The 22,766-nt window shown below is 42.9% G+C and carries 22 protein-coding genes; 15 read left to right on the top strand and 7 right to left on the bottom strand.

What is annotated here, in order from left to right; genetic code table 11:
- Nucleotides 1-19: 19 nt before the first annotated feature.
- From Phpb_RS03190 to Phpb_RS03175, 4 genes are all read right to left on the bottom strand, one after another.
- Entirely contained in the window at nucleotides 20-487 is a 468-nt protein-coding gene (locus Phpb_RS03190; protein ID WP_065389143.1) for a hypothetical protein, read from the bottom strand.
- A 17-nt stretch (nucleotides 488-504) separates the two neighbouring features.
- Nucleotides 505-1,224, bottom strand: coding sequence for a fimbrial biogenesis chaperone (locus Phpb_RS03185; protein ID WP_082302519.1), 720 nt, complete (start codon nucleotides 1,222-1,224; stop codon nucleotides 505-507).
- 100 nt (nucleotides 1,225-1,324) lie between these two features.
- Nucleotides 1,325-1,519, bottom strand: coding sequence for a hypothetical protein (locus Phpb_RS03180; protein ID WP_065389142.1), 195 nt, complete (start codon nucleotides 1,517-1,519; stop codon nucleotides 1,325-1,327).
- A gap of 32 nt (nucleotides 1,520-1,551) precedes the next feature.
- Nucleotides 1,552-1,929, bottom strand: coding sequence for a hypothetical protein (locus tag Phpb_RS03175; RefSeq protein ID WP_065389141.1), 378 nt, complete (start codon nucleotides 1,927-1,929; stop codon nucleotides 1,552-1,554).
- A 984-nt stretch (nucleotides 1,930-2,913) separates the two neighbouring features.
- Between Phpb_RS03175 and Phpb_RS03170 the strand changes: the two genes are divergently transcribed.
- The 10 genes from Phpb_RS03170 (at nucleotide 2,914) to Phpb_RS03125 (ending at nucleotide 15,847) form a co-directional block, all read left to right on the top strand.
- On the top strand, nucleotides 2,914-3,492 hold the full coding sequence (locus Phpb_RS03170) for a hypothetical protein (RefSeq protein ID WP_065389140.1): 579 nt from the start codon (nucleotides 2,914-2,916) through the stop codon (nucleotides 3,490-3,492).
- An 8-nt stretch (nucleotides 3,493-3,500) separates the two neighbouring features.
- Complete coding sequence (locus Phpb_RS03165) at nucleotides 3,501-3,722, top strand: helix-turn-helix domain-containing protein (protein WP_065389139.1); 222 nt, start codon at nucleotides 3,501-3,503, stop codon at nucleotides 3,720-3,722.
- A 344-nt stretch (nucleotides 3,723-4,066) separates the two neighbouring features.
- On the top strand, nucleotides 4,067-4,342 hold the full coding sequence (locus Phpb_RS03160) for a hypothetical protein (protein ID WP_036810789.1): 276 nt from the start codon (nucleotides 4,067-4,069) through the stop codon (nucleotides 4,340-4,342).
- Nucleotides 4,343-4,389: 47 nt separating this feature from the next.
- A complete protein-coding gene (locus Phpb_RS03155) occupies nucleotides 4,390-4,758 on the top strand; it encodes a hypothetical protein (protein ID WP_082302518.1) in 369 nt (122 codons plus the stop codon).
- A 722-nt stretch (nucleotides 4,759-5,480) separates the two neighbouring features.
- Nucleotides 5,481-6,245 carry a pyruvate dehydrogenase complex transcriptional repressor PdhR gene (gene pdhR, locus Phpb_RS03150; protein ID WP_036777528.1) on the top strand — a complete coding sequence of 255 codons (765 nt, stop codon included), beginning with the start codon at nucleotides 5,481-5,483 and terminating at the stop codon, nucleotides 6,243-6,245.
- Between the two features lie 189 nt (nucleotides 6,246-6,434).
- Nucleotides 6,435-9,098: a pyruvate dehydrogenase (acetyl-transferring), homodimeric type gene (gene aceE / locus Phpb_RS03145; RefSeq protein ID WP_065389138.1), complete on the top strand. Its 2,664-nt coding sequence runs from the start codon at nucleotides 6,435-6,437 to the stop codon at nucleotides 9,096-9,098.
- A gap of 14 nt (nucleotides 9,099-9,112) precedes the next feature.
- Nucleotides 9,113-10,705, top strand: a complete 1,593-nt coding sequence (aceF, locus tag Phpb_RS03140; RefSeq protein WP_065389137.1) for a dihydrolipoyllysine-residue acetyltransferase — start codon at nucleotides 9,113-9,115, stop codon at nucleotides 10,703-10,705.
- A 206-nt stretch (nucleotides 10,706-10,911) separates the two neighbouring features.
- Nucleotides 10,912-12,339, top strand: a complete 1,428-nt coding sequence (gene lpdA, locus Phpb_RS03135) for a dihydrolipoyl dehydrogenase (protein ID WP_109396525.1) — start codon at nucleotides 10,912-10,914, stop codon at nucleotides 12,337-12,339.
- A 470-nt stretch (nucleotides 12,340-12,809) separates the two neighbouring features.
- Nucleotides 12,810-15,407, top strand: coding sequence for a bifunctional aconitate hydratase 2/2-methylisocitrate dehydratase (gene acnB / locus Phpb_RS03130; protein ID WP_065389135.1), 2,598 nt, complete (start codon nucleotides 12,810-12,812; stop codon nucleotides 15,405-15,407).
- 239 nt (nucleotides 15,408-15,646) lie between these two features.
- Nucleotides 15,647-15,847 carry a hypothetical protein gene (locus tag Phpb_RS03125; protein ID WP_065389134.1) on the top strand — a complete coding sequence of 67 codons (201 nt, stop codon included), beginning with the start codon at nucleotides 15,647-15,649 and terminating at the stop codon, nucleotides 15,845-15,847.
- A 534-nt stretch (nucleotides 15,848-16,381) separates the two neighbouring features.
- Here Phpb_RS03125 and Phpb_RS26245 read toward each other — a convergent pair.
- A complete protein-coding gene (locus tag Phpb_RS26245) occupies nucleotides 16,382-16,957 on the bottom strand; it encodes a Dabb family protein (RefSeq protein WP_205634727.1) in 576 nt (191 codons plus the stop codon).
- A 97-nt stretch (nucleotides 16,958-17,054) separates the two neighbouring features.
- On the opposite strand from Phpb_RS26245, the gene Phpb_RS03115 reads away from it, so the two are divergent.
- Together Phpb_RS03115 and mscS are read left to right on the top strand one after the other, a co-directional pair.
- Nucleotides 17,055-17,423, top strand: coding sequence for a YacL family protein (locus Phpb_RS03115; RefSeq protein WP_046396958.1), 369 nt, complete (start codon nucleotides 17,055-17,057; stop codon nucleotides 17,421-17,423).
- Nucleotides 17,424-17,558: 135 nt separating this feature from the next.
- On the top strand, nucleotides 17,559-18,431 hold the full coding sequence (gene mscS, locus Phpb_RS03110) for a small-conductance mechanosensitive channel MscS (protein WP_065389132.1): 873 nt from the start codon (nucleotides 17,559-17,561) through the stop codon (nucleotides 18,429-18,431).
- A gap of 113 nt (nucleotides 18,432-18,544) precedes the next feature.
- Here the strand turns inward: mscS and Phpb_RS03105 are convergent, their stop codons facing one another.
- Complete coding sequence (locus Phpb_RS03105; RefSeq protein WP_065389131.1) at nucleotides 18,545-18,925, bottom strand: hypothetical protein; 381 nt, start codon at nucleotides 18,923-18,925, stop codon at nucleotides 18,545-18,547.
- A 235-nt stretch (nucleotides 18,926-19,160) separates the two neighbouring features.
- On the opposite strand from Phpb_RS03105, the gene argO reads away from it, so the two are divergent.
- Together argO and Phpb_RS03095 are read left to right on the top strand one after the other, a co-directional pair.
- Nucleotides 19,161-19,784 (top strand): arginine exporter ArgO, encoded by a 624-nt coding sequence (gene argO, locus Phpb_RS03100; protein WP_065389130.1) that lies wholly within the window; start codon nucleotides 19,161-19,163, stop codon nucleotides 19,782-19,784.
- A 113-nt stretch (nucleotides 19,785-19,897) separates the two neighbouring features.
- Entirely contained in the window at nucleotides 19,898-20,620 is a 723-nt protein-coding gene (locus tag Phpb_RS03095) for an oxidative stress defense protein (protein ID WP_065389129.1), read from the top strand.
- Here the strand turns inward: Phpb_RS03095 and Phpb_RS03090 are convergent.
- Nucleotides 20,617-21,519: a LysR family transcriptional regulator ArgP gene (locus Phpb_RS03090; RefSeq protein WP_065389353.1), complete on the bottom strand. Its 903-nt coding sequence runs from the start codon at nucleotides 21,517-21,519 to the stop codon at nucleotides 20,617-20,619. The two genes, Phpb_RS03095 and Phpb_RS03090, sit on opposite strands and share 4 nt — an antisense overlap.
- Before the next feature lie 420 nt (nucleotides 21,520-21,939).
- Between Phpb_RS03090 and Phpb_RS03085 the strand changes: the two genes are divergently transcribed.
- Nucleotides 21,940-22,494 carry a hypothetical protein gene (locus Phpb_RS03085; RefSeq protein ID WP_065389128.1) on the top strand — a complete coding sequence of 185 codons (555 nt, stop codon included), beginning with the start codon at nucleotides 21,940-21,942 and terminating at the stop codon, nucleotides 22,492-22,494.
- The last annotated feature ends 272 nt before the right edge of the window (nucleotides 22,495-22,766 follow it).

Below are 22,766 nucleotides of genomic sequence, written 5' to 3'. Positions count from 1 at the left end.
GTCCGCCGATGCGGCGGGGTTATAACGGAATGTGGCGATCCTGACTGTGACTACAAACGCCGGTGCGGTTTCCGCCATAATCACCATTTTTCAGGTAGCTTCCTAGCCCGCCTCCCGGTAATTGATAGCGCAGGCCAAATCCCACGTTTCCCGCCACAGTGGAAGCCTTATCCCGATATAATGTCGGGTGGTTTTCTGGTGTGGGGCCGGCTATTTTAATGGCCGGGGTACGGCCAGCTCTGGCTGATCTCGCACAACCTGACAACGCCAGCGTAATAGGCTTGTTGTCCGCTGCTTCGATATGTTCTGTACTGCGGTGTACTTCGTTAAGCGGTATGGATGAAAACTCGACATGGGATGTCTGCACGTTGAGTTCACAGGTTGGCTGTTCCAGCGTTAATGCCAGCGTCAGCTCTGCCGTGTCTGAACTTGCCCCCGGGAAGGGGATGGTACAAAGCAGACCAGCCAGTGTTGTCCGTCTGATCAAGGTTCACGGTTTTAACATTACGGTATCTCCCCCTGATAGGTAGATCCTCCCCCAAGGTCATTAATCACCGTCCAACTCACTTTAGCCGGGTAGTGCACTCCTTTGAGGGGTAAAAAAAGGGCCGAGAAAGGTGAAACCATGTTCTCTTTCTGTTGCTTCGTCATCAGCTCTTGTCCGCCTACTTTCAGGGAAGTGAAGGTGATGTAATAGGGTGACGGATTCGTGACAGTTATTCCCTCGGCTGTCGGTTTGAAGCGCAAAGCGCCGAAGCCGTTTTCTGGCGCAACCGGCAGCCCTGACGGGCGATACATCAATTTAATCGTGTGGGCCAGAGTAATCTGTATGCCCCCGGTGACCTGCTGACGGGAGGGATTGCCGGTGTCATGGCTTAACGGGATGGCCTTCGCGGTAAACCAGAATAGGGATTCCCGGTCGGCAGGCAGCGCCTGGCCGGTTTTGATGATACGCACCTGATTCTGGCTGCCTGGCTCCATACGAAATAGGGGAGGAGTCACTAAAAATGGCGCAGCCTTGCCCCCATCAGGGATAGAACTGACTGTCACCTGCATTAGATAGACGGTCTCTTTACTGCTATTACGTAGCGAAGTGGTTGCTGCGTAGCTATCCGCCCGGTAGATAATACGGGTGGCATTGATCCCCACCCCCTCCGCCTGTGTGGAAGTGATCGGGCCGCCTAACAGACTGGCCGCCATCATCGCTGTCATCAATCTTTTCACTGAGTTACCTGAATGTGTCTGGTTTGGTGTTGCATCAGCAAGAGTTGGATTTCTCTGTCCAATTCCGCTGCTATGATGCCCTTAGCACTTGATGGCATGATTATTCATAAACCACTTGGAATGTTACTGGTGCTATTACTTCTTGGGCCGCTGGTACGGTGCTGGACTTGGAAACCAGCGCCATTTTGAATTTTTTCATGCCTTTTTCATCTTTTGGACTGGTTGGCCAGAATTCTGTGGTGTCAGCGATAACAATAGGAGCTGCCTTAATAACGGCGGTGTTCCCGTCATACACAGTCACCTCTACGTCAGCATTAGCATTGGCGTTTAAGATCTGGTTGCTGTTAGTAAGAGTCTGTTCCAAAAACTGTATTTGAATATCTTGTGAAGGAGTGATTTAGCATTGCTTATGGTTTTTCCCATTTTGGAACTACAGTTAGCTAGTTTAACTTCTAACTCTTTTCCTGAAGAATGAGCGCTATTGATGTCAGCACTAATGTTTGACGTTCTAACTGTTCCCATATCTAAAGTGTAAGCGCCTTTACTACCTACAATGCTTGCACCTTCAACGTTGAGATCAGGGGTCGTGGCGTCTATGGAGGCCATCACGTTTACCGTAGCGCCATCTGAAGCATGTGCCATACCCATCCCCATGCTTAGGAGTACTGCGGCTAATATGCTGGTCTTCGTCATTTGCTTTTTCATTTCATACATTCCTTATCTACATCTACTGAATACATTTTGCCTAAAACAACACCATGACAGGTTAAACAATCGGACCGCCAAGGCGGTGCGTTTACTGGTCATTTAGAGTTATTTTGTTCAGTTATTAACTTGATGAAATATATGAATATAAATATTAACTTAATGAAACTATTTCTGACTTATACCATTTAGTTTCAGGATTTCTGCCTTTGTTATAAGAAAGTGAATATTAAATCGATCAAAAAACGAGCTTATAACAGGCCATAATATCCGTAATGCAAGAAATAATTTCAGTTTGAAATCAAAAAATTAAGTAATTTTTTACAAAAAAATACAAAAAATCTCTTTTAAGTGATGAAATTTTCCGTATACTCCCCGGCGATTGAAGAAAACCGAACAAAATAACTCTAAATGTTCGGTTTTTTGTCCCATATCATAAACTGATGTCATTGAAAGCCACACCACTACTTTGAGTAACGTTTTTCCTCGCTCTTACACCTTCCTACCCTTGCGCAGAAACACGGACTTCCAGAATTGCAAAAGCATTACATTAATTATTTTTATTAATTTCAGTATTGAGGGGATTGGTTAAGACCTGATATCAGGTTTGTTTTGAACCATCATCTTCGATTCACTCTGTATTGAAATTGACCGGTACTGTGCTGGTTTTGAAAGGTGCCCAGAGTAAACCGTTCTGTGTTTGTCATACAATCTTCACAACAAAGTATCGCTGTAAACCATGTGATGGCAGGATGGATAGAACAGTGACCAAGTAGCATTTGCTGTTTACTGTTTCAGGTAAATGATGACTTTTTTCTTTTTCTATCAATAAATTAATGATGGTTTTCAATGACTATCGCTCTGATTTATCTATTACTTTGAATTGTATTCTGTCTATTTAGTGATAAAAAATTATTGTAATACGATAACTTTTGAAGTACTTTAACGAAAGTTTAGTTAAACATGTATATGGAATGACACAAAATGTGTGGTGAACAGGAGTTTGTAACTAATCCTAGAATCAAGCTACTCAGCTTTCTGGCTATTATTATTGCTTCCGTTATGACAATTGGTGATATCGGGTTCCATATTGCGTCTTGGGCGTTATGGCATGATACCACTCGTCAGGCTGTTCTTCAGGCGTATAGCGATCTTATGCCTGCGCTGACTGCAAAAGGATTTAAGCAATCTTTATTAAGTCAGGTGCTTTATATCTCTCTGGATACGATACCTCGAATCATATCGACCGCTTCTTATGTATTAATCGGAGTTTTATTTTTCCGGTTTGCTAAAGGTGAAATATGGAGTAAGCGTAATATTTCTGTTTCATTTATTATTGGTTTCCTGATGATTCTGGAGCAACTTCTTTACCCGGTGATTAATACATTACAAGGAATGGCGTTATCTGTGGATTTGGTAAAAGGACAACGGGTATTTAGTTTCTCATTTGGTATTAATTCAGAGTCTCTGTTTATTATTATGTTTGGTGTATTCCTCCTGATATTTAGTTTAATTATGCGTGAATCTAAGAAAATAAGCGATGAGCAGCGTTATTTTATCTGAGAACCATCATGAGTATTATAATAAGGTTGGATGTGATCTTAGCGAAAAGGAAAGTAAAGTCTAAAGAGTTGGCTGCTGTTGTTGGTATTACTGAGCAGAATTTATCATTGTTGAAAAATGGCAAAATAAAAGGTATCCGTATCGAGACGCTGGAAAAAATTTGCAAATATTTACAGTGTCAGCCCGGAGATATATTGGAATATGTGGAAGATGGAGAGGATAGCTGTTAATACAATTCATTAAAGTTGCTGTATGTTTTTTGGTATCTTCTAAGATGGAACTTTATATTTATTAACCAGTTGTAAATGCATGAAAATATCATTTATTTCATGCTTTTTATCTAGCCTGTTATTCTTTGGTGTTAATGGAGCGCCAATAAATCAGGTTTTTCCCAGTGGTAAGAATATACATTTCTCTCTGGGGGAATATTGTTCTGATATTCCTTGGAATGCCAGAAAGATAAAATGCATATGTAGATATTACTTACTCGATCATAAGAAATGATCTCTCTTTTTATATGGTTTTATTTAAGTTAAATTTTTATAATATATACAACAATTCAAGGATGTGAAAAATGAATAAATTTTTTATTGCTTTATTATCAATATTTGTGATTACAGGATGTTCTTCTATGCCACGGCTTACTGATAGCTATATTTCAACCTGTGGTTATTTTGAATGTAATGTCACGGATATAGTTTCAGGCAGTGAAGTTAAAATAGATAATATACGTTCTATTCCTGATATTTACAGGGATATCTCAAGCCAAGACAGACAAATTATCCAGTCTGGTGGAAGACCACCTTTTGAAGATAAGAGTTACCGTGTCGGGGGGACTTTTAAATTCTAATTTAATTTCTTTGGTTATTTCTTTATTTTTAATTAAGGTATTTTTATATGAATTTTATAAGAAAAATAGCTGTTTTCCCTTTATTTACCTTATTTACTGTATTGGCGGGTTGTACATCGTGGGAAAAACCAGGCGCAACTAAGTATGAAAGAGACAGGGATTACGCTGAATGTAAAGCATTGGGTTATTCTCAATTACCATCAGACTGGACCAGCGAAGTCGTTCATTCTTTCGAGACAAAACATTTTTCTTGTAAAGATAAAGACGAAAAAGAAGATAAATCCTGTAATCATTACGTTACTGTGCCAAAAACGGAAGTTAAGCGTTGGGATAAAAATGAATCGTCAAGGCGTTGGGTAATTTCATCCTGTATGTATAAAAAAGGGTGGAATGAAGTGACGCGCTATTGGTTTTAATGTAGTCCATTTTTTCCATCAGCAGGAGTTACTTGGAGCTGTTGCTGGTGGTTCCTCACATATTTGCCATTATTCCTTGCTAATAGCTAGTTTTCGCCCCTCGGTTTTATTGATTTGAGCTACATTTATAACCTGATGGTATGCAATTGTGTTTGCAATCAATGGTGATGATTTGGTCGCTATATTTTTTTAATAAAGATCCAACTATTTTCTTGCTGTAACGATTCACTATACCTATTTATGCGTTTAAAAGGGTTAGGTTAAAAAATTATCTTAGGATATTTATTAACCTATTTGTTATCAATTTCCGCTAATTTTTAAAAAAAACTGTTAAAATTTGCAGATTTTTATGATTTAGCACAAGGTCTTTATGGACAGTTGGTGAATACTTTGTTACTTTTATGGCCCAGTAGTTTAAATTGGTATTACCAATTGACTTCGGTCAAGACCGAAACAATGTTTATCCATATATACCCTATGGATTTCAAGATGCATCGCGACGGCAAGGGAGTGAATCCCCGGGAGCATAGCAAACTATGTGACTGGGGTGAGCGAGTGCAGCCAACAAAGAGGCAACTTGAAAGATGACGGGTATAAGTACCTGCCTTAAGTAGGCGTTACTGATGCAGGTTGTTTGAACACTGCCTAGGTTCGAAACGACAAACAAAATAGCCTACGAGATAGGTTCTAACTGGCTTGGTTCTAACTGATTTATAATAAATATGGCTTATAGCAAAATCCGCCAACCAAAATTATCAGATGTTATTGAGCAGCGTCTTGAACATCTCATCCTTGAAGGATCTGTGCGTCCAGGGGAGAAGTTACCGCCTGAACGTGAGTTGGCGAAACAGTTTGATGTGTCACGCCCTTCACTGCGAGAAGCCATTCAGCGGTTAGAAGCTAAAGGTTTTCTTTTTCGCCGTCAGGGTGGGGGGACGTTTGTTCAGAGTAACCTCTGGCAAAGTTTCAGCGATCCACTGGCACAACTACTAGCTGGTCACCCAGAATCTCAATTTGACCTCCTTGAAACCCGCCATGCTTTGGAAGGCGTTGCTGCCTATTACGCGGCATTGCGTGGAACTGACGAAGATTTTGAACGCATTCGGCAATATCATCTCGTTATTCAACAAGCTCAGGAAAGTGGTGATGTCAACGCGGAATCCGAGGCTGTTTTGCAATATCAGCTCGTCGTTGCCGAAGCTGCGCATAATGTGGTTCTCCTTCATTTATTACGCTGTATGGCACCTATGCTGGAACAAAATATCCGGCAGAACTTTGAGTTTTTGTATACCCGCCGGGAAATGCTGACGGCTGTCAGCGATCATCGGGCGAAGATTTTTGAAGCAATAATGGCGAGGCAACCAGAGAAAGCCCGTGAGGCATCCCATCGCCATTTAGCTTTTATTGAAGATGTCTTATTGGATCTCAGCCGCGAGCATACTCGTCGCGAGCGATCATTACGACGTCTTCAACAGCATCAGGAATAAAATTAGCTGTGTAGATCTTGAAATTTGCTGCGTCTGCATAGCTAAGTTGAGTCCCTTTACTGAGGGCGCTAGCGGCAACAACAGTGAGGGCCTATCTTCCAGTCATGACCGGCTGAACGTCAAAGGGTATGACGGGAAGGTAGGCTCCAAAACAATCATTAGAAACAGATAACAGATAAGGAATACACCATGTCAGACATTTTGAAAAATGACGTGGACCCGATCGAAACTCGCGACTGGTTACAGGCGATCGAATCGGTCATCCGTGAAGAGGGTGTTGATCGTGCCCAGTTCTTGATTGATCAGGTACTGAACGAAGCACGTAAAGGTGGCGTGAATGTTGCGGCCGGTGCCGCTAACCGCGATTATATCAATACCATTGCTGTTGAGGATGAGCCTGCTTACCCTGGCAATCTGGATTTGGAGCGCCGTATTCGCTCTGCTATTCGTTGGAATGCTGTGATGACCGTGTTGCGGGCATCCAAAAAAGATCTGGAATTGGGTGGTCACATGGCTTCATTCCAGTCTTCAGCAACCATGTATGAAGTTTGTTTCAACCATTTCTTCCGTGCCCGTAATGAAAATGACGGCGGCGATTTGGTTTATTTCCAAGGTCATATCTCTCCAGGTGTCTACGCTCGTGCTTTCCTTGAAGGCCGTTTAACTGAAGAGCAGATGAATAATTTCCGTCAGGAAATTCATGGCAACGGTCTCTCTTCTTATCCGCATCCAAAATTGATGCCTGAGTTCTGGCAGTTCCCAACTGTTTCAATGGGTTTGGGGCCAATCGGTGCGATTTATCAGGCTAAGTTCCTGAAATACCTGGAACACCGTGGTTTGAAAGATACCTCCAAGCAGACCGTTTATGCCTTCCTGGGCGACGGTGAAATGGATGAGCCAGAATCCAAGGGTGCGATCACTATCGCAACCCGTGAAAAACTGGATAACTTGGTATTTGTTATCAACTGTAACCTGCAACGTCTGGATGGCCCGGTTACAGGCAACGGCAAAATCGTTAATGAGCTGGAAGGCATTTTTGATGGCGCTGGCTGGCAGGTCATTAAAGTACTTTGGGGTGATCGTTGGGATGAACTGCTGCGTAAAGATACCAGCGGTAAATTGATCCAACTGATGAACGAAACGCTGGATGGTGATTACCAGACGTTCAAATCCAAAGATGGCGCTTATGTGCGTCAACATTTCTTTGGCCGTTACCCGGAGACCACTGAATTAGTCAAAGATATGACTGATGACCAGATTTGGGCGCTGAACCGTGGTGGTCACGATCCTAAGAAAGTCTTTGCTGCTTTGAAAAAAGCGCAGGAAACTACCGGTAAACCAACGGTTATCCTGGCTCAGACTATTAAAGGTTACGGTATGGGTGATACCGCGGAAGGTAAAAACATCGCTCATCAGGTTAAGAAGATGAATATGGAAGGCGTTCGCCATTTCCGTGATCGTTTCAATGTGTCTGTGGCTGATGACCAACTCGAAAATCTGCCGTATGTGACTTTTGATAAAGATTCAGAAGAGTACAAATATTTGCATGAGCGTCGTGCAGCGTTAGGTGGTTATTTGCCAAGCCGTCGTACTCATTTTGAAGAGAAGCTGGAACTGCCAACGCTGGAAGATTTTGGAGCGTTGTTGGAAGAACAAAGCAAAGAGATTTCTACCACTATCGCCTTCGTTCGTGCCTTGAACGTGATGTTGAAGAACAAGTCAATCAAAGATCGTCTGGTTCCAATCATTGCTGATGAAGCGCGTACCTTTGGTATGGAAGGTCTGTTCCGTCAGATCGGCATCTACAGCGCTAACGGCCAGCAGTATACCCCGCAGGACCGTGAGCAGGTTGCTTATTATAAAGAGGACTCCAAAGGCCAGATCCTGCAAGAAGGTATCAATGAACTGGGTGCCGGTTCATCATGGCTGGCGGCGGCAACCTCTTACAGCACTAATAACCTGCCAATGATTCCGTTCTACATCTACTACTCTATGTTCGGGTTCCAACGTATTGGCGACCTGTGCTGGGCAGCGGGTGACCAGCAGGCTCGTGGCTTCCTGATTGGTGGTACTTCCGGTCGTACAACCCTGAATGGCGAAGGTCTGCAACATGAAGACGGCCATAGTCACATTCAGTCTCTGACTATCCCTAACTGCATCTCTTACGATCCGGCATTTGCTTATGAAGTTGCTGTGATTATGCATGATGGTTTGGAGCGTATGTATGGTGAGAAACAAGAGAACATTTACTACTACATCACCACGCTGAACGAAAACTACCACATGCCGGCGATGCCACAAGGCGCAGAAGAAGGTATCCGCAAAGGTATCTACAAGCTGGAAAGCTTGGAAGGCAGCAAAGGTAAAGTTCAGCTATTGGGTTCTGGTTCTATTCTGCGTCATGTTCGTGAAGCGGCACAGATTCTGGCTAACGATTATGGCGTGGGTTCTGATGTGTACAGCGTGACTTCATTCACTGAACTGGCTCGTGATGGTCAGGATTGTGAACGTTGGAACATGTTGCACCCAACAGAAACGCCACGTGTACCTTATGTTGCTCAGATCATGAACGAAGCACCGGCAGTGGCTTCTACTGACTATATGAAGCTGTTCGCAGAACAAATTCGTAACTTCATCCCTGCGAGCGAATTCCGCGTATTGGGTACTGACGGTTTCGGTCGTTCCGATAGCCGTGAAAACCTGCGTCATCATTTTGAAGTTGATGCTTCTTACGTGGTAGTTGCTGCTTTGGGTGAACTGGCTAAACGCGGCGAGATCGACGTGAGTGTTGTGGAAGAAGCAATCAAGAAATACAACATTAACCCAGAAAAAGTTAACCCGCGTCTGGCATAAGAGGTAAAGAATCAATGGCTATCGAAATTAAGGTACCGGATATCGGTGCGGATGAAGTTGAAGTCACCGAAATCATGGTGAAAGTTGGCGATACAGTGGAAGTTGACCAATCGCTGATTACCGTGGAAGGTGACAAGGCTTCTATGGAAGTTCCATCCCCTCAGGCGGGTGTTGTTAAAGCGATCATCATTGCGGTTGGCGATAAAGTTGAAACTGGCAAACCGATTATGATTTTTGATTCTGCGGAAGGTGCTGTAGAAGTTGCGCCAGCGGAAGAGCCAGCAGCGATAACATTGTCTTCGCGTATGGCAGAGCCAGAACCAGTGGCTTCTGCGGCGATGAATGTTCATGTACCGAATATCGGCGGTGATGAAGTTGAAGTTACCGAAGTGATGGTGAAAGTTGGCGATGCAGTGGAAGCTGAACAATCACTGATCACCGTAGAGGGCGATAAAGCCTCTATGGAAGTACCCGCGCCATTCGCAGGTATCGTTAAAGAAATTCAAATCAAGATCGGTGATAAAGTGAAAACCGATTCTATGATTATGGTATTTGAAGTTGCGGGGGCAGCGCCTGTTGCTCCGGCTGCTCCAGCACCAGCGGTTGAACCAGAGAAAGCGGCAGCACCGGTTATTGCTAGCAGAAGCTTCGTAGAAGAAGAGAAAAATGATTTCGCTGAAAATAGCGCTTATGTTCATGCAACGCCGATGATCCGTCGTCTGGCGCGTGAATTTGGCGTTAACCTGGCTAAAGTGAAAGGTACCGGGCGTAAAGGCCGTGTTCTGCGTGAAGACGTTCAGGCTTACGTGAAAAACGCGGTTAAACGTGCTGAATCGGCTCCTGCATCCGCCGGTGGTGGTCTGCCGGGTATGTTGCCTTGGCCGAAAGTTGATTTCAGCAAATTTGGTGAAATTGAAGAAGTTGAACTGGGCCGTATTCAGAAAATCTCTGGTGCCAACCTGAGCCGTAACTGGGTGATGATCCCACATGTTACTCAGTTCGACGAAACGGATATCACTGAAGTTGAAAACTTCCGCAAACAGCAGAATCAGGAAGCTGAGAAGAAACAGCTTGGCGTGAAGATCACTCCGCTGGTATTCATCATGAAAGCGGTAGCAAAAGCGCTGGAAGAGATGCCGCGCTTTAACAGCTCTATCTCGGAAGATGGTCAGAAACTGACGCTGAAAAAATACATCAACATTGGTGTGGCGGTTGATACACCTAATGGTCTGGTGGTTCCAGTATTCCGCGACGTTAATAAGAAAGGCATCATCGAGTTGTCCCGCGAGCTGACTGAAATGTCTAAGAAAGCGCGTGCCGGTAAGCTGACTGCATCTGATATGCAGGGTGGATGCTTCACCATTTCAAGTCTGGGCGGTATCGGCGGCACTGCGTTTACGCCAATCGTTAATGCGCCAGAAGTGGCTATCTTGGGCGTATCCCGCTCATCCATGAAGCCGGTATGGAATGGTAAAGAGTTTGTACCACGTCTGATGCTGCCTCTGTCACTCTCCTTTGATCACCGTGTGATCGATGGTGCTGATGGTGCGCGTTTCATCACATTTATTAATCATGCGATGAGCGATATCCGCCGTCTGGTGATGTAATCTCAAAGGCCGGCCATGTGCCGGCCTGATTGTTATTGTTGTGACAGAGAAACCGCTTACATCTGGTGAATTTGTTGCGAGTTCTGTCACGTTAACGCGCTTTTCAGGTTATTAACAATTCTGTAAACTGCTCGCGGTGTGTAGGTCCCGGTGGAATATATCGTTTTTGGCGCCTGACCCGCCGGACAAACAATTAAGAGGTCATGATGAGTACTGAAATTAAAGCCCAAGTTGTGGTACTTGGGGCAGGTCCAGCAGGGTATTCTGCTGCTTTTCGTTGCGCGGATTTAGGTTTGGAAACCGTCCTGGTGGAACGTTACTCTACCTTAGGTGGTGTTTGTCTTAACGTTGGTTGTATCCCTTCTAAGGCATTGCTGCATGTAGCGAAAGTGATTGAGGAAGCTAAAGCGCTGGCAGATCATGGCATCGTTTTTGGTGAACCGAAAACTGACATCGAAAAAGTCCGTGTTTGGAAAGAAAAAGTTATTAATCAGCTAACCGGTGGTTTGGCTGGTATGGCTAAAGGCCGTAAAGTTAAAGTAGTTAATGGTTTTGGTAAGTTTACTGGGGCTAACACGCTGGTTGTTGAAGGTGAAGGTGGCGCAACAACGATTAATTTTGATAATGCCATTATTGCCGCGGGTTCCCGTCCTATCCAACTGCCATTTATTCCTCATGATGACCCGCGCGTTTGGGATTCTACAGATGCTTTGGCGCTGACAACGGTTCCTGGCCGTTTGTTGGTGATGGGCGGCGGTATTATTGGTCTGGAAATGGGAACCGTTTACCACGCTCTGGGTTCTCAGATTGATGTTGTTGAAATGTTGGATCAGGTGATTCCTGCGGCTGATAAAGACGTGGTGAAAGTCTTTACCAAACGTATCAGTAAACAATTCAATCTGATGCTGGAAACCAAAGTGACTGTGGTGGAAGCCAAAGAAGATGGTATCTACGTCACGATGGAAGGCAAAAACGCACCGACAGAACCACAGCGTTATGACGCGGTTCTGGTTGCCATCGGTCGTGTACCTAACGGTAAAATTCTGGATGCGGGTAAAGCGGGTGTTGAAGTTGACGATCGGGGCTTTATCCATGTTGATAAGCAAATGCGTACCAATGTACCGCACATCTTCGCTATTGGCGACATCGTTGGTCAGCCTATGCTGGCGCATAAAGGTGTTCACGAAGGTCACGTCGCGGCGGAAGTTATTTCTGGTAAGAAACACTACTTTGATCCAAAAGTGATTCCATCTATTGCTTACACTGAACCAGAAGTCGCTTGGGTTGGTTTGACTGAGAAAGAAGCGAAAGAGAAAGGTATTAGCTATGAAACGGCAACTTTCCCGTGGGCAGCTTCTGGCCGCGCAATCGCTTCTGATTGTGCTGACGGTATGACCAAACTGATTTTCGATAAAGAAAGCAATCGTATTATCGGTGGGGCTATTGTGGGTACTAACGGTGGTGAACTGCTAGGTGAAATTGGTCTGGCAATTGAAATGGGTTGTGATGCGGAAGATATCGCGTTGACCATCCACGCTCATCCAACGTTGCATGAATCGGTAGGTCTGGCCGCTGAAGTCTTTGAAGGCAGCATCACTGATTTGCCAAACGCGAAAGCGAAGAAAAAGAAATAATTTCTTAAATCAATTAATCTCTACCGAAGCGGCTTTCATTTATATGAAAGCCGTTTTTCATTCTGGTACGACCTATTTGAGGAAACACGGCATAAAAAGTATGGTTTTTGTAGGAGTTACTGACAAAAATCAGCGGAATAATCTGTTTTAATAGCTTTGTCTGCTGTTAATTCAGAATATTACTATCAGTTAATGTTACTTTTATGTGAACGAATTAACATCGCGTTCAAATTTTGGTATGCTGGACGCCCGAAGCTGGGCATAACTTGTTTGCGTTTGCTAAGTTATGCCGGCAATCCTCTGACCTGGCACCATAATTAACAACCTGTCCCTAGAGGGGCTATTGTTGCGATAACACATATTGTTGCGAAACACATATTGTCGCGCAAAGACGATAGCTTGATGAGGCAGGTTCTAAGGCGGGTGCAGAGCCGGGTAGATAAAATGACAATGAGAGCGAGGAGAAAGTCGTGCTAGAAGAATACCGCAAGCACGTAGCCGAGCGTGCAGCCCAAGGCGTCGTCCCTAAACCATTGGACGCGGCACAAGCGGCGGCGCTGGTTGAGTTACTGAAGAGCCCACCAAAAGGTGAAGAAAATTTCCTGTTAGATCTGTTGATTAACCGTGTTCCCCCTGGTGTTGACGAAGCGGCGTATGTGAAAGCCGGTTTTCTTGCCGCCATTGCGAAAGGCGAAACTATTTCACCACTAATCACGCCAGAAAAGGCGGTTGAACTGCTTGGAACGATGCAAGGTGGTTATAATATTCATCCTTTGATTGATGCTCTGGATAATGAAAAACTGGCTCCAATTGCAGCTAAAGCGCTCTCTCATACTTTGCTGATGTTTGACAACTTCTATGATGTAGAAGAAAAAGCAAAAGCAGGTAATCCACAAGCCAGACAAATTATGCAATCTTGGGCTGATGCGCAGTGGTATCTGGAACGCCCTGAATTGGCAGAAAAAATTACAGTCACAGTATTTAAAGTGACGGGTGAAACAAACACTGACGATTTATCTCCCGCGCAGGATGCATGGTCACGTCCTGATATTCCGCTGCACGCTCTGGCAATGTTGAAAAATGCCCGCGAAGGGATTGCCCCGGATCAAGCTGGTATTGTTGGTCCAATCAAACAGATTGAAGAACTGAATAAGAAAGGCTATCCGCTGGCTTATGTCGGCGATGTTGTGGGTACAGGTTCTTCCCGCAAATCGGCCACTAACTCAGTGCTGTGGTTTATGGGCGACGATATTCCTTTTGTACCAAATAAACGTGGTGGTGGTGTTGTTCTGGGCGGTAAAATTGCGCCAATTTTCTTCAATACGATGGAAGATGCTGGTGCGCTGCCAATTGAGCTGGATGTGAACAAATTAAATATGGGGGATGTAATTGATATCTACCCATATAAAGGGGAAGTACGTCACCACGAAACTAATGAGTTGCTGGCTGAATTTGAACTGAAAACCGATGTGTTGTTGGATGAAGTGCGTGCAGGTGGCCGTATTCCACTGATTATCGGCCGCGGTTTGACCAGTAAGGCGCGTGAGTCTCTTGGTTTACCCCCCAGTGATGTCTTCCGTCAGGCGAAAGCGGTTGAGGAAAGCAGTCGTGGTTTCTCCCTAGCTCAGAAAATGGTTGGCCGGGCATGTGGCACGGCGGGTATTCGTCCGGGTGAGTACTGTGAACCTAAAATGACCTCTGTTGGTTCTCAGGATACGACTGGTCCAATGACCCGTGACGAACTGAAAGATCTGGCGTGTCTGGGCTTCTCTGCGGATCTGGTGATGCAATCATTCTGTCATACGGCTGCTTACCCTAAGCCGGTTGACGTCACTACTCACCATACCTTGCCTGACTTCATTATGAATCGTGGCGGCGTTTCTCTGCGTCCCGGCGATGGCATCATTCACTCATGGCTGAACCGTATGCTGTTGCCTGATACGGTTGGTACGGGTGGTGATTCCCATACCCGTTTCCCAATTGGTATCTCCTTCCCGGCAGGTTCTGGTCTGGTGGCGTTTGCTGCCGCGACGGGGGTGATGCCTTTGGATATGCCAGAATCGGTGTTGGTTCGTTTTAAAGGGCAGATGCAGCCCGGTATTACTTTGCGTGATTTGGTTCATGCGATTCCTTACTATGCGATTCAGCAAGGTCTGCTGACGGTTGAAAAGAAAGGTAAGAAAAACATCTTCTCTGGCCGTATCCTCGAAATCGAAGGTTTGCCAGATCTGAAAGTTGAGCAGGCGTTTGAGCTGGCGGATGCTTCTGCGGAGCGCTCTGCGGCGGGCTGTACCATTAAATTGGATAAAGCGCCGATTATTGAATACCTGCAATCTAATATTGTGCTGTTGAAATGGATGATTGCCGAAGGTTATGGTGATCGCCGTACATTGGAACGCCGCGTAACGGGTATGGAAAACTGGCTGAAAGATCCCCAATTGCTGGAAGCAGATGCTGATGCAGAATATGCAGCGGTTATCGAAATCGATCTGGCCGAAATTAAAGAACCTATTCTGTGTGCACCGAACGATCCAGATGATGCCCGTTTACTATCGGATGTGGCGAACAGTAAAATCGATGAAGTTTTTATCGGTTCTTGTATGACTAACATTGGTCATTTCCGTGCCGCCGGTAAGTTATTGGATCAACATAAAGGTCAATTACCAACTCGTTTGTGGGTTGCCCCGCCAACGAAAATGGATGCAGCTCAACTCACAGAGGAAGGTTATTACAGCATCTTTGGTAAGAGTGGAGCACGGGTTGAAATTCCTGGCTGTTCCTTGTGTATGGGTAACCAAGCACGTGTTGCTGATGGTGTAACTGTGGTCTCCACTTCGACTCGTAACTTCCCGAATCGTTTGGGGACGGGTGCGAATGTTTACCTGGCATCGGCTGAACTGGCGGCTGTAGCTTCTCTGTTGGGACGTCTGCCGACACCAGAAGAGTATCAGCAATTTATGGCTAAAGTTGATGAGACTGCGGAAGATACTTACCGTTATCTCAATTTTGATCAACTGAACCAATACACTGAAAAAGCGGATGATGTGATTTTCCAAACCGTGGTGTAATGCCGAGATATTGCAATACCAATGAATGGGAGGTAAAAACCTCCCATTTTAGTTACTGGCTTTTAACGCCCCGGCTATCATTGCTAAGTTTTTATCGATGATAAAACAAGTATTAAGAAAGGTTTTTTTGCTTATTAGTATGATTTTAAAATCTGGAAAAAAGGGCAAATGTATCGTGAAAAAGCAGATAAAAACTTTAATCATTAAAGGTAAAAAGTAGTGATTAACGGTTTTTAAAAGTGAGTAAAAAGTGCGATGCTATAATTGACATTAAAGAGAAAACATCAGGAAAAACGGATTTTAAATTGATTAATCAGGGGGGTAATAGTATTAACTGTATTGATAAAATTAGCAGTGAAAAAAGAAAAAAACATTTATCAACATTAAAAACTATTAAAGAGATGAGCTTTGATTTTAATGCCATTAAACAAATCTGTTAATCTTCCTGGTTTTAAACCTAAAAAATCAAAGCAGAAAAAATCTAATTATTGACATAAAAAAACGCTCAAAAACATGATTCTATAGCACATGAATAGGTTATTTTCAGTGTTATTATGTTGCATTTATTATGCAAAATTATGATAAATTAAACATTCCGGTTTAAACTGGTTTTACACTGTCTTAACCCATCCAATCGTTATAATCTTTTACCCTGTTTTCAATGATGTAGAAATCTATCCCCTTCTTTAAATAGGTTTTTAAACAGCCTAAAATGGGAGGTGGAATCCGCTATTTTATTATCTCATTATCTTTTATATATGATAATGGTTTTACAGTAAGCTATCATCAAATAGGTAAGGTTAAAAACTTCTTATGTAGTATTTAATTATTGATTAAATATTTAAATCACCCATGAGAATCCATGTAATTCTGTTTCTACTAATAATCGGTACGCCTAATTATTCTTAGGCACGCCAGTAATATTTGTCATGTTGAACATTGATTAGTAGATAGTTATTCCCCAGAAATGAAAATTACACTTCATAATCAAAGACGATGATATCATCGACGGAATCTGTAAGGAGATCTTTTAATTTATCATGCGCGGGGTGAGACAAATAGTTTGAAATAGCTTTTTGATCATCAAATGTCATGGTGATAGCATGTGTAAAACCTTTATTCTTATTTTCACTACTTACATTACCTCCCCACTCAACAACAGAAGAAATACCTTTGATTTGATGTGGCATGGAAATTGCGGTATCTCTTATCGTCGTTAATTGTTGTTCTTGTATTTCGGGCGCGAATTTTAACAAAAGAATATGACGTATCATAATGGCTCCTGAAAAGTATCTTTGTTTTTCCAGACAAGATAGAAAATAGCTGGTTGTATTGCAAGGCTCTTGAATATACCTCATCGATTCGTGGATGTGTGTTCGATTTTGCTGTTTTTGTTTCTCTGAGATATTATTAATTATAGTGTATTTGTCTATATTTGCACTAAGGCTGAACTCTTCTCCGATGAAAGCCATAGCAGACACAAACTTCAAGGATAGCTTGGGGTGGACATTTCGGTTATCCAGGTGCAAACCATATCGTTGTGTCAGCATAGAGGCGTTAGTCTTCACACTTCTTGCAGTTTGTGGGCTGATTCTGGGGCGGAATTGCTAGAAAATTTAGAACGGAAAGAACCACCGGAGGTTAATGATGGACTACGAATTTTTGCTGGATGTCACTGGGAAGGTGACTAGCCGATTCTCAATGGATCATGAAGCTATTGGTCAGTGGCTGAATGAAGAAGTTAACGGTGATTTAACGGTGATAGATAAAGTTGCCGCAGCACTGGCTGAAATTAAAGGTAGTGAACGTCAATGGCAACTTGTGGGTCACGAATATACGCTGCTAATGGATGAGGAAGAGGTTATGGTTCGTGCTAATCAGCTTGAGTTTGAAACTGATTCGATGGAGGAGGGCATGAGCTATTACGATAATGAGAGCCTGTCTTTTTGTGGTACCAAGGATTTTCTTGATATGTTGACTGATTATCGGGACTTTATTTTAAAAAACGATTGGTAAAAAGCTGTATATAGACAAAAAGAGTTTTCGGGCACGATAGATTTTTTTCTTACTGTTAATAGTTGTTATGAAGGATAGTCATTGAGTAATTTTACTCAATTATAGTTGAATAGCTAAAGAATCAAGGTGGTTTTAATGGAAGATATCAATCTGTCTGGTGGCATTAATGAAGCTACAAGCTGGCTCATTAATCATCAGGATTTAATCATTCAATATCTGGTCAATACTGTTGCGGCTATTCTGATTCTTATTCTGGGATTGATGGCGGCGAAACTCATTAGTAAGGGAGTGAGAAGAGTTATGTCATTGCGCGGCATTGATGTAACGGTATCAGATTTCCTGGCTGCTATTGTTCGTTATTCGATTATTGCGTTCACTATTATTGCAGTTTTGGGCAAATTAGGCGTTCAGACGGCTTCTGTCATTGCAGTTATCGGTGCTGCTGGTTTAGCTGTTGGTTTGGCTTTACAAGGTTCTTTGTCCAATTTTGCCGCAGGGGTATTGCTGGTGGCTTTTCGTCCAATCCGTGCGGGCGAATATGTTATTCTGGGCGCGGTTGAGGGCACGGTTGTTCAGGTGCAGATTTTCTCTACTACATTGCGTACAGTGGATGACAAGATCATCGTAATCCCGAACGGAAAAATTATTGCTGATAATGTTATTAATACCAGTCGTGAACCGAATCGCCGAACTCAGATTATGGTCGGTGTTGCGTATAATGCGGATATTGATGAAGTTAAAAAAGTATTAGGTGAAGTTATTGCCGCAGACAACCGTATTCAGCATGACAAAGGTGTGACGATTCGTTTGCATGAAATGGCGCCTTCTTCACTGAATTTTGTTGTGCGTGTATGGACTGCCAATGGTGATGCTTGGGAGGTCTATTGGGATTTGATGGAGAATTTTAAACGCACATTGGATAAACACAATATCAGTATTCCTTATCCACAAATGGATGTTTATTTGCATCAGAACCAAGCTATGGCGCGGGGTAAAATGGGTGATTAATTCAGAGGATATTGGATAATAACCGTCTGATGGTGTGAATAGGCTGTAAATCTTTACCGGTAAATCAGCGCCGCGCTGTGGATAGCGCGGACGCTCTATTATTCTGGCTTATTTTACTGGCATAAGGTATTAAGGTTGTTTTTAATAAAATCATCGCTGATATCTTCTGTCAGTGCTATTTTCTTGTTATCAGACAAGCAAAGGATAGCAGACGAAACATCTGAAGTATGGAAATTAATATCAGCAGTGACTATCCCATCTCCTTTTTCACCCCGTATTTTAAGAACGAAACGTTCACAGCCTTTTTTACATAAGAAAGGCTGATAATTACTGAGCTCCACATCTGTAATATTTGCTGTACCAATATAATATTCAATTATTTCATAGTGGTTTAATGTCTCTTCAACATCATTTCGAAGCAAATAGTAGTTTCTGACAGTAAGAGCGGCAATAATAATGATTGCTAACAGTATGAAACCCGTAATTTTTTTCAAAATAACCTCTTCCTCTTATTTTCATAGCATTGATAGATTCATTAATGCTTTTAGTGTGTATTAGCTTGATTTTCTTTGAATTAATCAAATAGTTTTCCTATAAAAACCTGCCTTTTGGTTGGTTATTAAAATTTCTTATGATCGATTAGAAGCATTTATTTCCTCTAATGAGCTATTCTTCTTAATATTCTGAACATTGAAATAGCAAAGTGAATAATTATTGAGGAGTTTTTTTATGTTATCGACATTTGTACAGGGTTTTTTTCTTAGCGCAGCAATGATTTTGCCTCTTGGTCCACAAAATGCCTTTGTTATGCAGCAAGGTAGCAGGAGACAATTTCATTTGATGAGCGCAACTTTGTGCGCGATCAGTGATGGTTTTCTGATTGGTGTCGGTGTATTTGGTGGTAGTGCATTACTTAGTCAGTCAACTTTACTCTTGCAATTTGTCACCTGGGGAGGTGTTGCTTTTTTATTCTGGTATGGATGGGGCGCTTTACGTGTGGTTTTGTTTGCCAATGTTGAACAAGTGCAGGCGAGTGGTATAGCAAAAAACCGCTGGCGAGTCATTGCGATTATCTTTGCGGTCACTTGGTTGAATCCGCATGTTTATTTAGACACCATTGTTGTTTTGGGCAGTATTGGTGGTCAGTTATCTTCAGAACTCAGACCTTGGTTTACTTTTGGTGCGGCAAGTGCTTCTGTTAGTTGGTTTTTTTCTCTGTCATTGCTGGCGGCATGGTTTTCCCCTGTGCTAAGTAAGCCGCTTTCTCAACGGATTATTAATGGGTTTATCTGTGTCATTATGTGGTATATCGCATGGCAACTTGCTAAGCAGGGATTACTAATTTCTGATTGAGCTGGACACTTCTTTGCATGCACTCTCTGTGTTAGTGTTTTATTCATCCCATGTATATTTCGGTTTTTCCGTGGGATGAACATTTTCTGTAACAGGTTTTCTTCGGAGGTTGTGTGAAATTGAAATCATTAGGGTTGGCCGCCATGTTAAGTGCCGGGGTGCCACTTGCTGCACAGGCTGCTGATTTACCCGGAGTCCCTCATGTTATTACTTCTGGTAATGCGGTAGTGAAAGCTGAACCGGATATAGCAACATTGATGATTAACGTCAATATTTCTGCTAAAGATGCTTCTGGGGCTAAAAAGCAGGTTGATGAGCTGGTTGCTAAATATTTTGATTTTCTGAAAAAGAACGGTATTGAAAAGAAAGATATTGATGCCGCGAATCTGCGTACTCAGCCTGATTATGAGTATGACAATGTATCTGGCAAATCGGTGCTGAAAGGCTATCGTGCGATCCGTTCAGTGGAGGTGAAGGTTCGTAAGTTAGAGCAACTTAATGATCTGCTGGATGGAGCATTAAAAGCGGGTTTGAACGAAATCGTATCTGTTCAATTTGGGGTGGACAATCCGCAAAAATATCGTGATGAAGCCCGTCAGAAAGCCATTGAGAATGCGATTGAACAAGCTGATGCACTGGCGAAAGGTTTTAATAGCAAAGTAGGTTCGATATACAGTATCAATTACCGAGCGCCAGAGGTAATTGACCATATGAAGTATCGCAATTCTGATGTGATGATGGCGGGAGGCGCTGCTGCTGGAGTGGGTGAAACTTACCAGCAGGATAGCATCAATTTCAGCGATCAGGTTGATGTTGTGTTTGAACTAAAACCTTAATCCGTGTCATCTTGTCTTAACATCTGACGCCCAAGTTTTAATAGGGCGTCAGTCACTTTTTTCATGGTCCTGCTTTCCGGTGCGAAACGATGCCAATAGAGCATACGGCGCTGACATAAACCCGGCGTCAGGTCGATCAGTTCACCATTTTTCAATTCCTGATCAATCTGTAAATGAGGGATCATACAGCAGGTGGAACCCTGTTTTGCTAGTTGTACAAAGGCTTCAGATGAGTTGACGATATGACATGGAACGCTACCCGGCGACAACTCGAAGTTCTGTTGTAAAAATGCTTGATGCATATCATCCAGATGGTCGAATGCAACCGCAGGGGCTTTTAGTAACGCTGAACGGGTAACTCCATTTGGGAAATAGCGGGCGGCAAATTCTGGCGAGGCGACAAACAGATAATCCAGTGCGCCTAGTTTATCGACCAGACAACTGGGTAAAGGCTGAGGTTGAATACTGACCGCGCCAACGACTTCACCTCTTCTTAACTGTTCCTGAGTCCGAGTTTCATCTTCAACTTGAATATTGAGTCGGATAGGTAAATCAGAGAGTACCGGATGTAGTGCCGGTAACAGCCAGGTTGCTAAACTGTCAGCATTGACTGCCAATGAAAGCAGCAATGGAGTATCTGTCCCCTGTTCATCACCTAACCACTGTTCTTCCAACAACTCTACCTGATGTAATAGCGCCAGTAGTTTTTGTCCTTGTTCGGTGGGACGCGGAGGAACGGTGCGTACTAGCAGAGGCTGACCGAATAGATTTTCCAACTGTTTAATACGCTGAGAAACCGCGGATTGAGTGATACAGAGTTTCTGGGCAGCGCGTTCGAAACCACGTTCACGGACAACAGCATCCAAGGCTTGCAGTGTTCGGTAATCAGGACGTTTCATTACAGAAAGATTCTCCATTTATGTTTCCGCATAGCACTATGCCATATTTTTCTAATGGATGAGGCAATTTATCTGGTGTGTTGTAAAACCTCACCTGCCAAAGATTACCGATGTTACATCCAATTTTGGATAAATTTCGTTGATTGATGGCCCTTATGGGAAGGGGGTTCCATTTTTGAAGGTTACGTTTGTTAACGTGGTGGAATAAATAATATGCTCGGAGAACAACAACTGTGTGAAGTTGTTTTGGTTAGCTTAATAATTAGCTTTTGATTGAGTGTAAGGTGACTGACATTAAGGTGATTGAATTAAGGATTGTTTGCATGTTTCGTTTAAGTGTGGATTTTTCATAAAATTGTCTAAAAGACGTTACTTTGGGCTATTTAATAACAATAAAAATGTAAGTAAGGTTGCTTTATTATGCTGTCACTGAAACATGTTGCACAATTAACATATAATACTTTGCAGTTATATATGGATCAGAGAGGAATAGATCTGGCGGTTGGCCCTATCTCTGACAGCGATGCAAACATGCTAACGGGAACCTATGGCGAGCTTAACTGGGACTATTATATTACAGAGATCGGTAATCGACATGACTGTTTCAGCTTATGTATAAAATTTGTCATATCAAGGGAAAATTTTCAAATTGAATCTGCTCCCGCTGGAGTCGCTTTGTCCATATATGATTTGAGTGATAAGAGTTTTAACATCCATGTGTTGGAAAATTTTGTGAAAGATATGGAAAATCATCCGTTGCATAGAAAGATGCTTTTGTATACTCTATATGCAACATTGATTTTCATGAATATGTCTGGTGGTGAAGACATCAGGATTCATGAACCTGTTAAGGATAAAATAGCTTACTATCGCTCGTTTGGTTTTGAGCTGGAGCGCTGCGGATATGTAATGTCATGTGATATTAAAACATTAACGGCAAAGTTGAAGAGTAGGTCTAATTGGTTAACTATTTGATCTATATTAGTTGTTTTCGCGTTATAGAAAGCCTTGATCGATTGGACGGGGAGTAGTCACATTTGTTGCGATGGTCATAACAGAGAGATTTTGTCGGGAATTTTTTTCCTGTATGGCGAAATCAGTTCAGTAATATGAAGTTGTTTTATGAGGTGCTGATAATGAGAACACAAAAAGAACCGATGTTCGATACCATTCAAACGTATAAAAAAGTTGGGGAGACCTTGGATTTTCTCATGAAAGTAGGTCCGGCTTTGGAAGAACATGCACAG

This window comes from Photorhabdus namnaonensis (assembly GCF_001684335.1).
GTDB lineage: Bacteria > Pseudomonadota > Gammaproteobacteria > Enterobacterales > Enterobacteriaceae > Photorhabdus > Photorhabdus namnaonensis.
The sequence above is the reverse complement of the archived record's forward strand: the minus strand, read 5'-3'. Positions and strand labels throughout refer to the sequence as shown.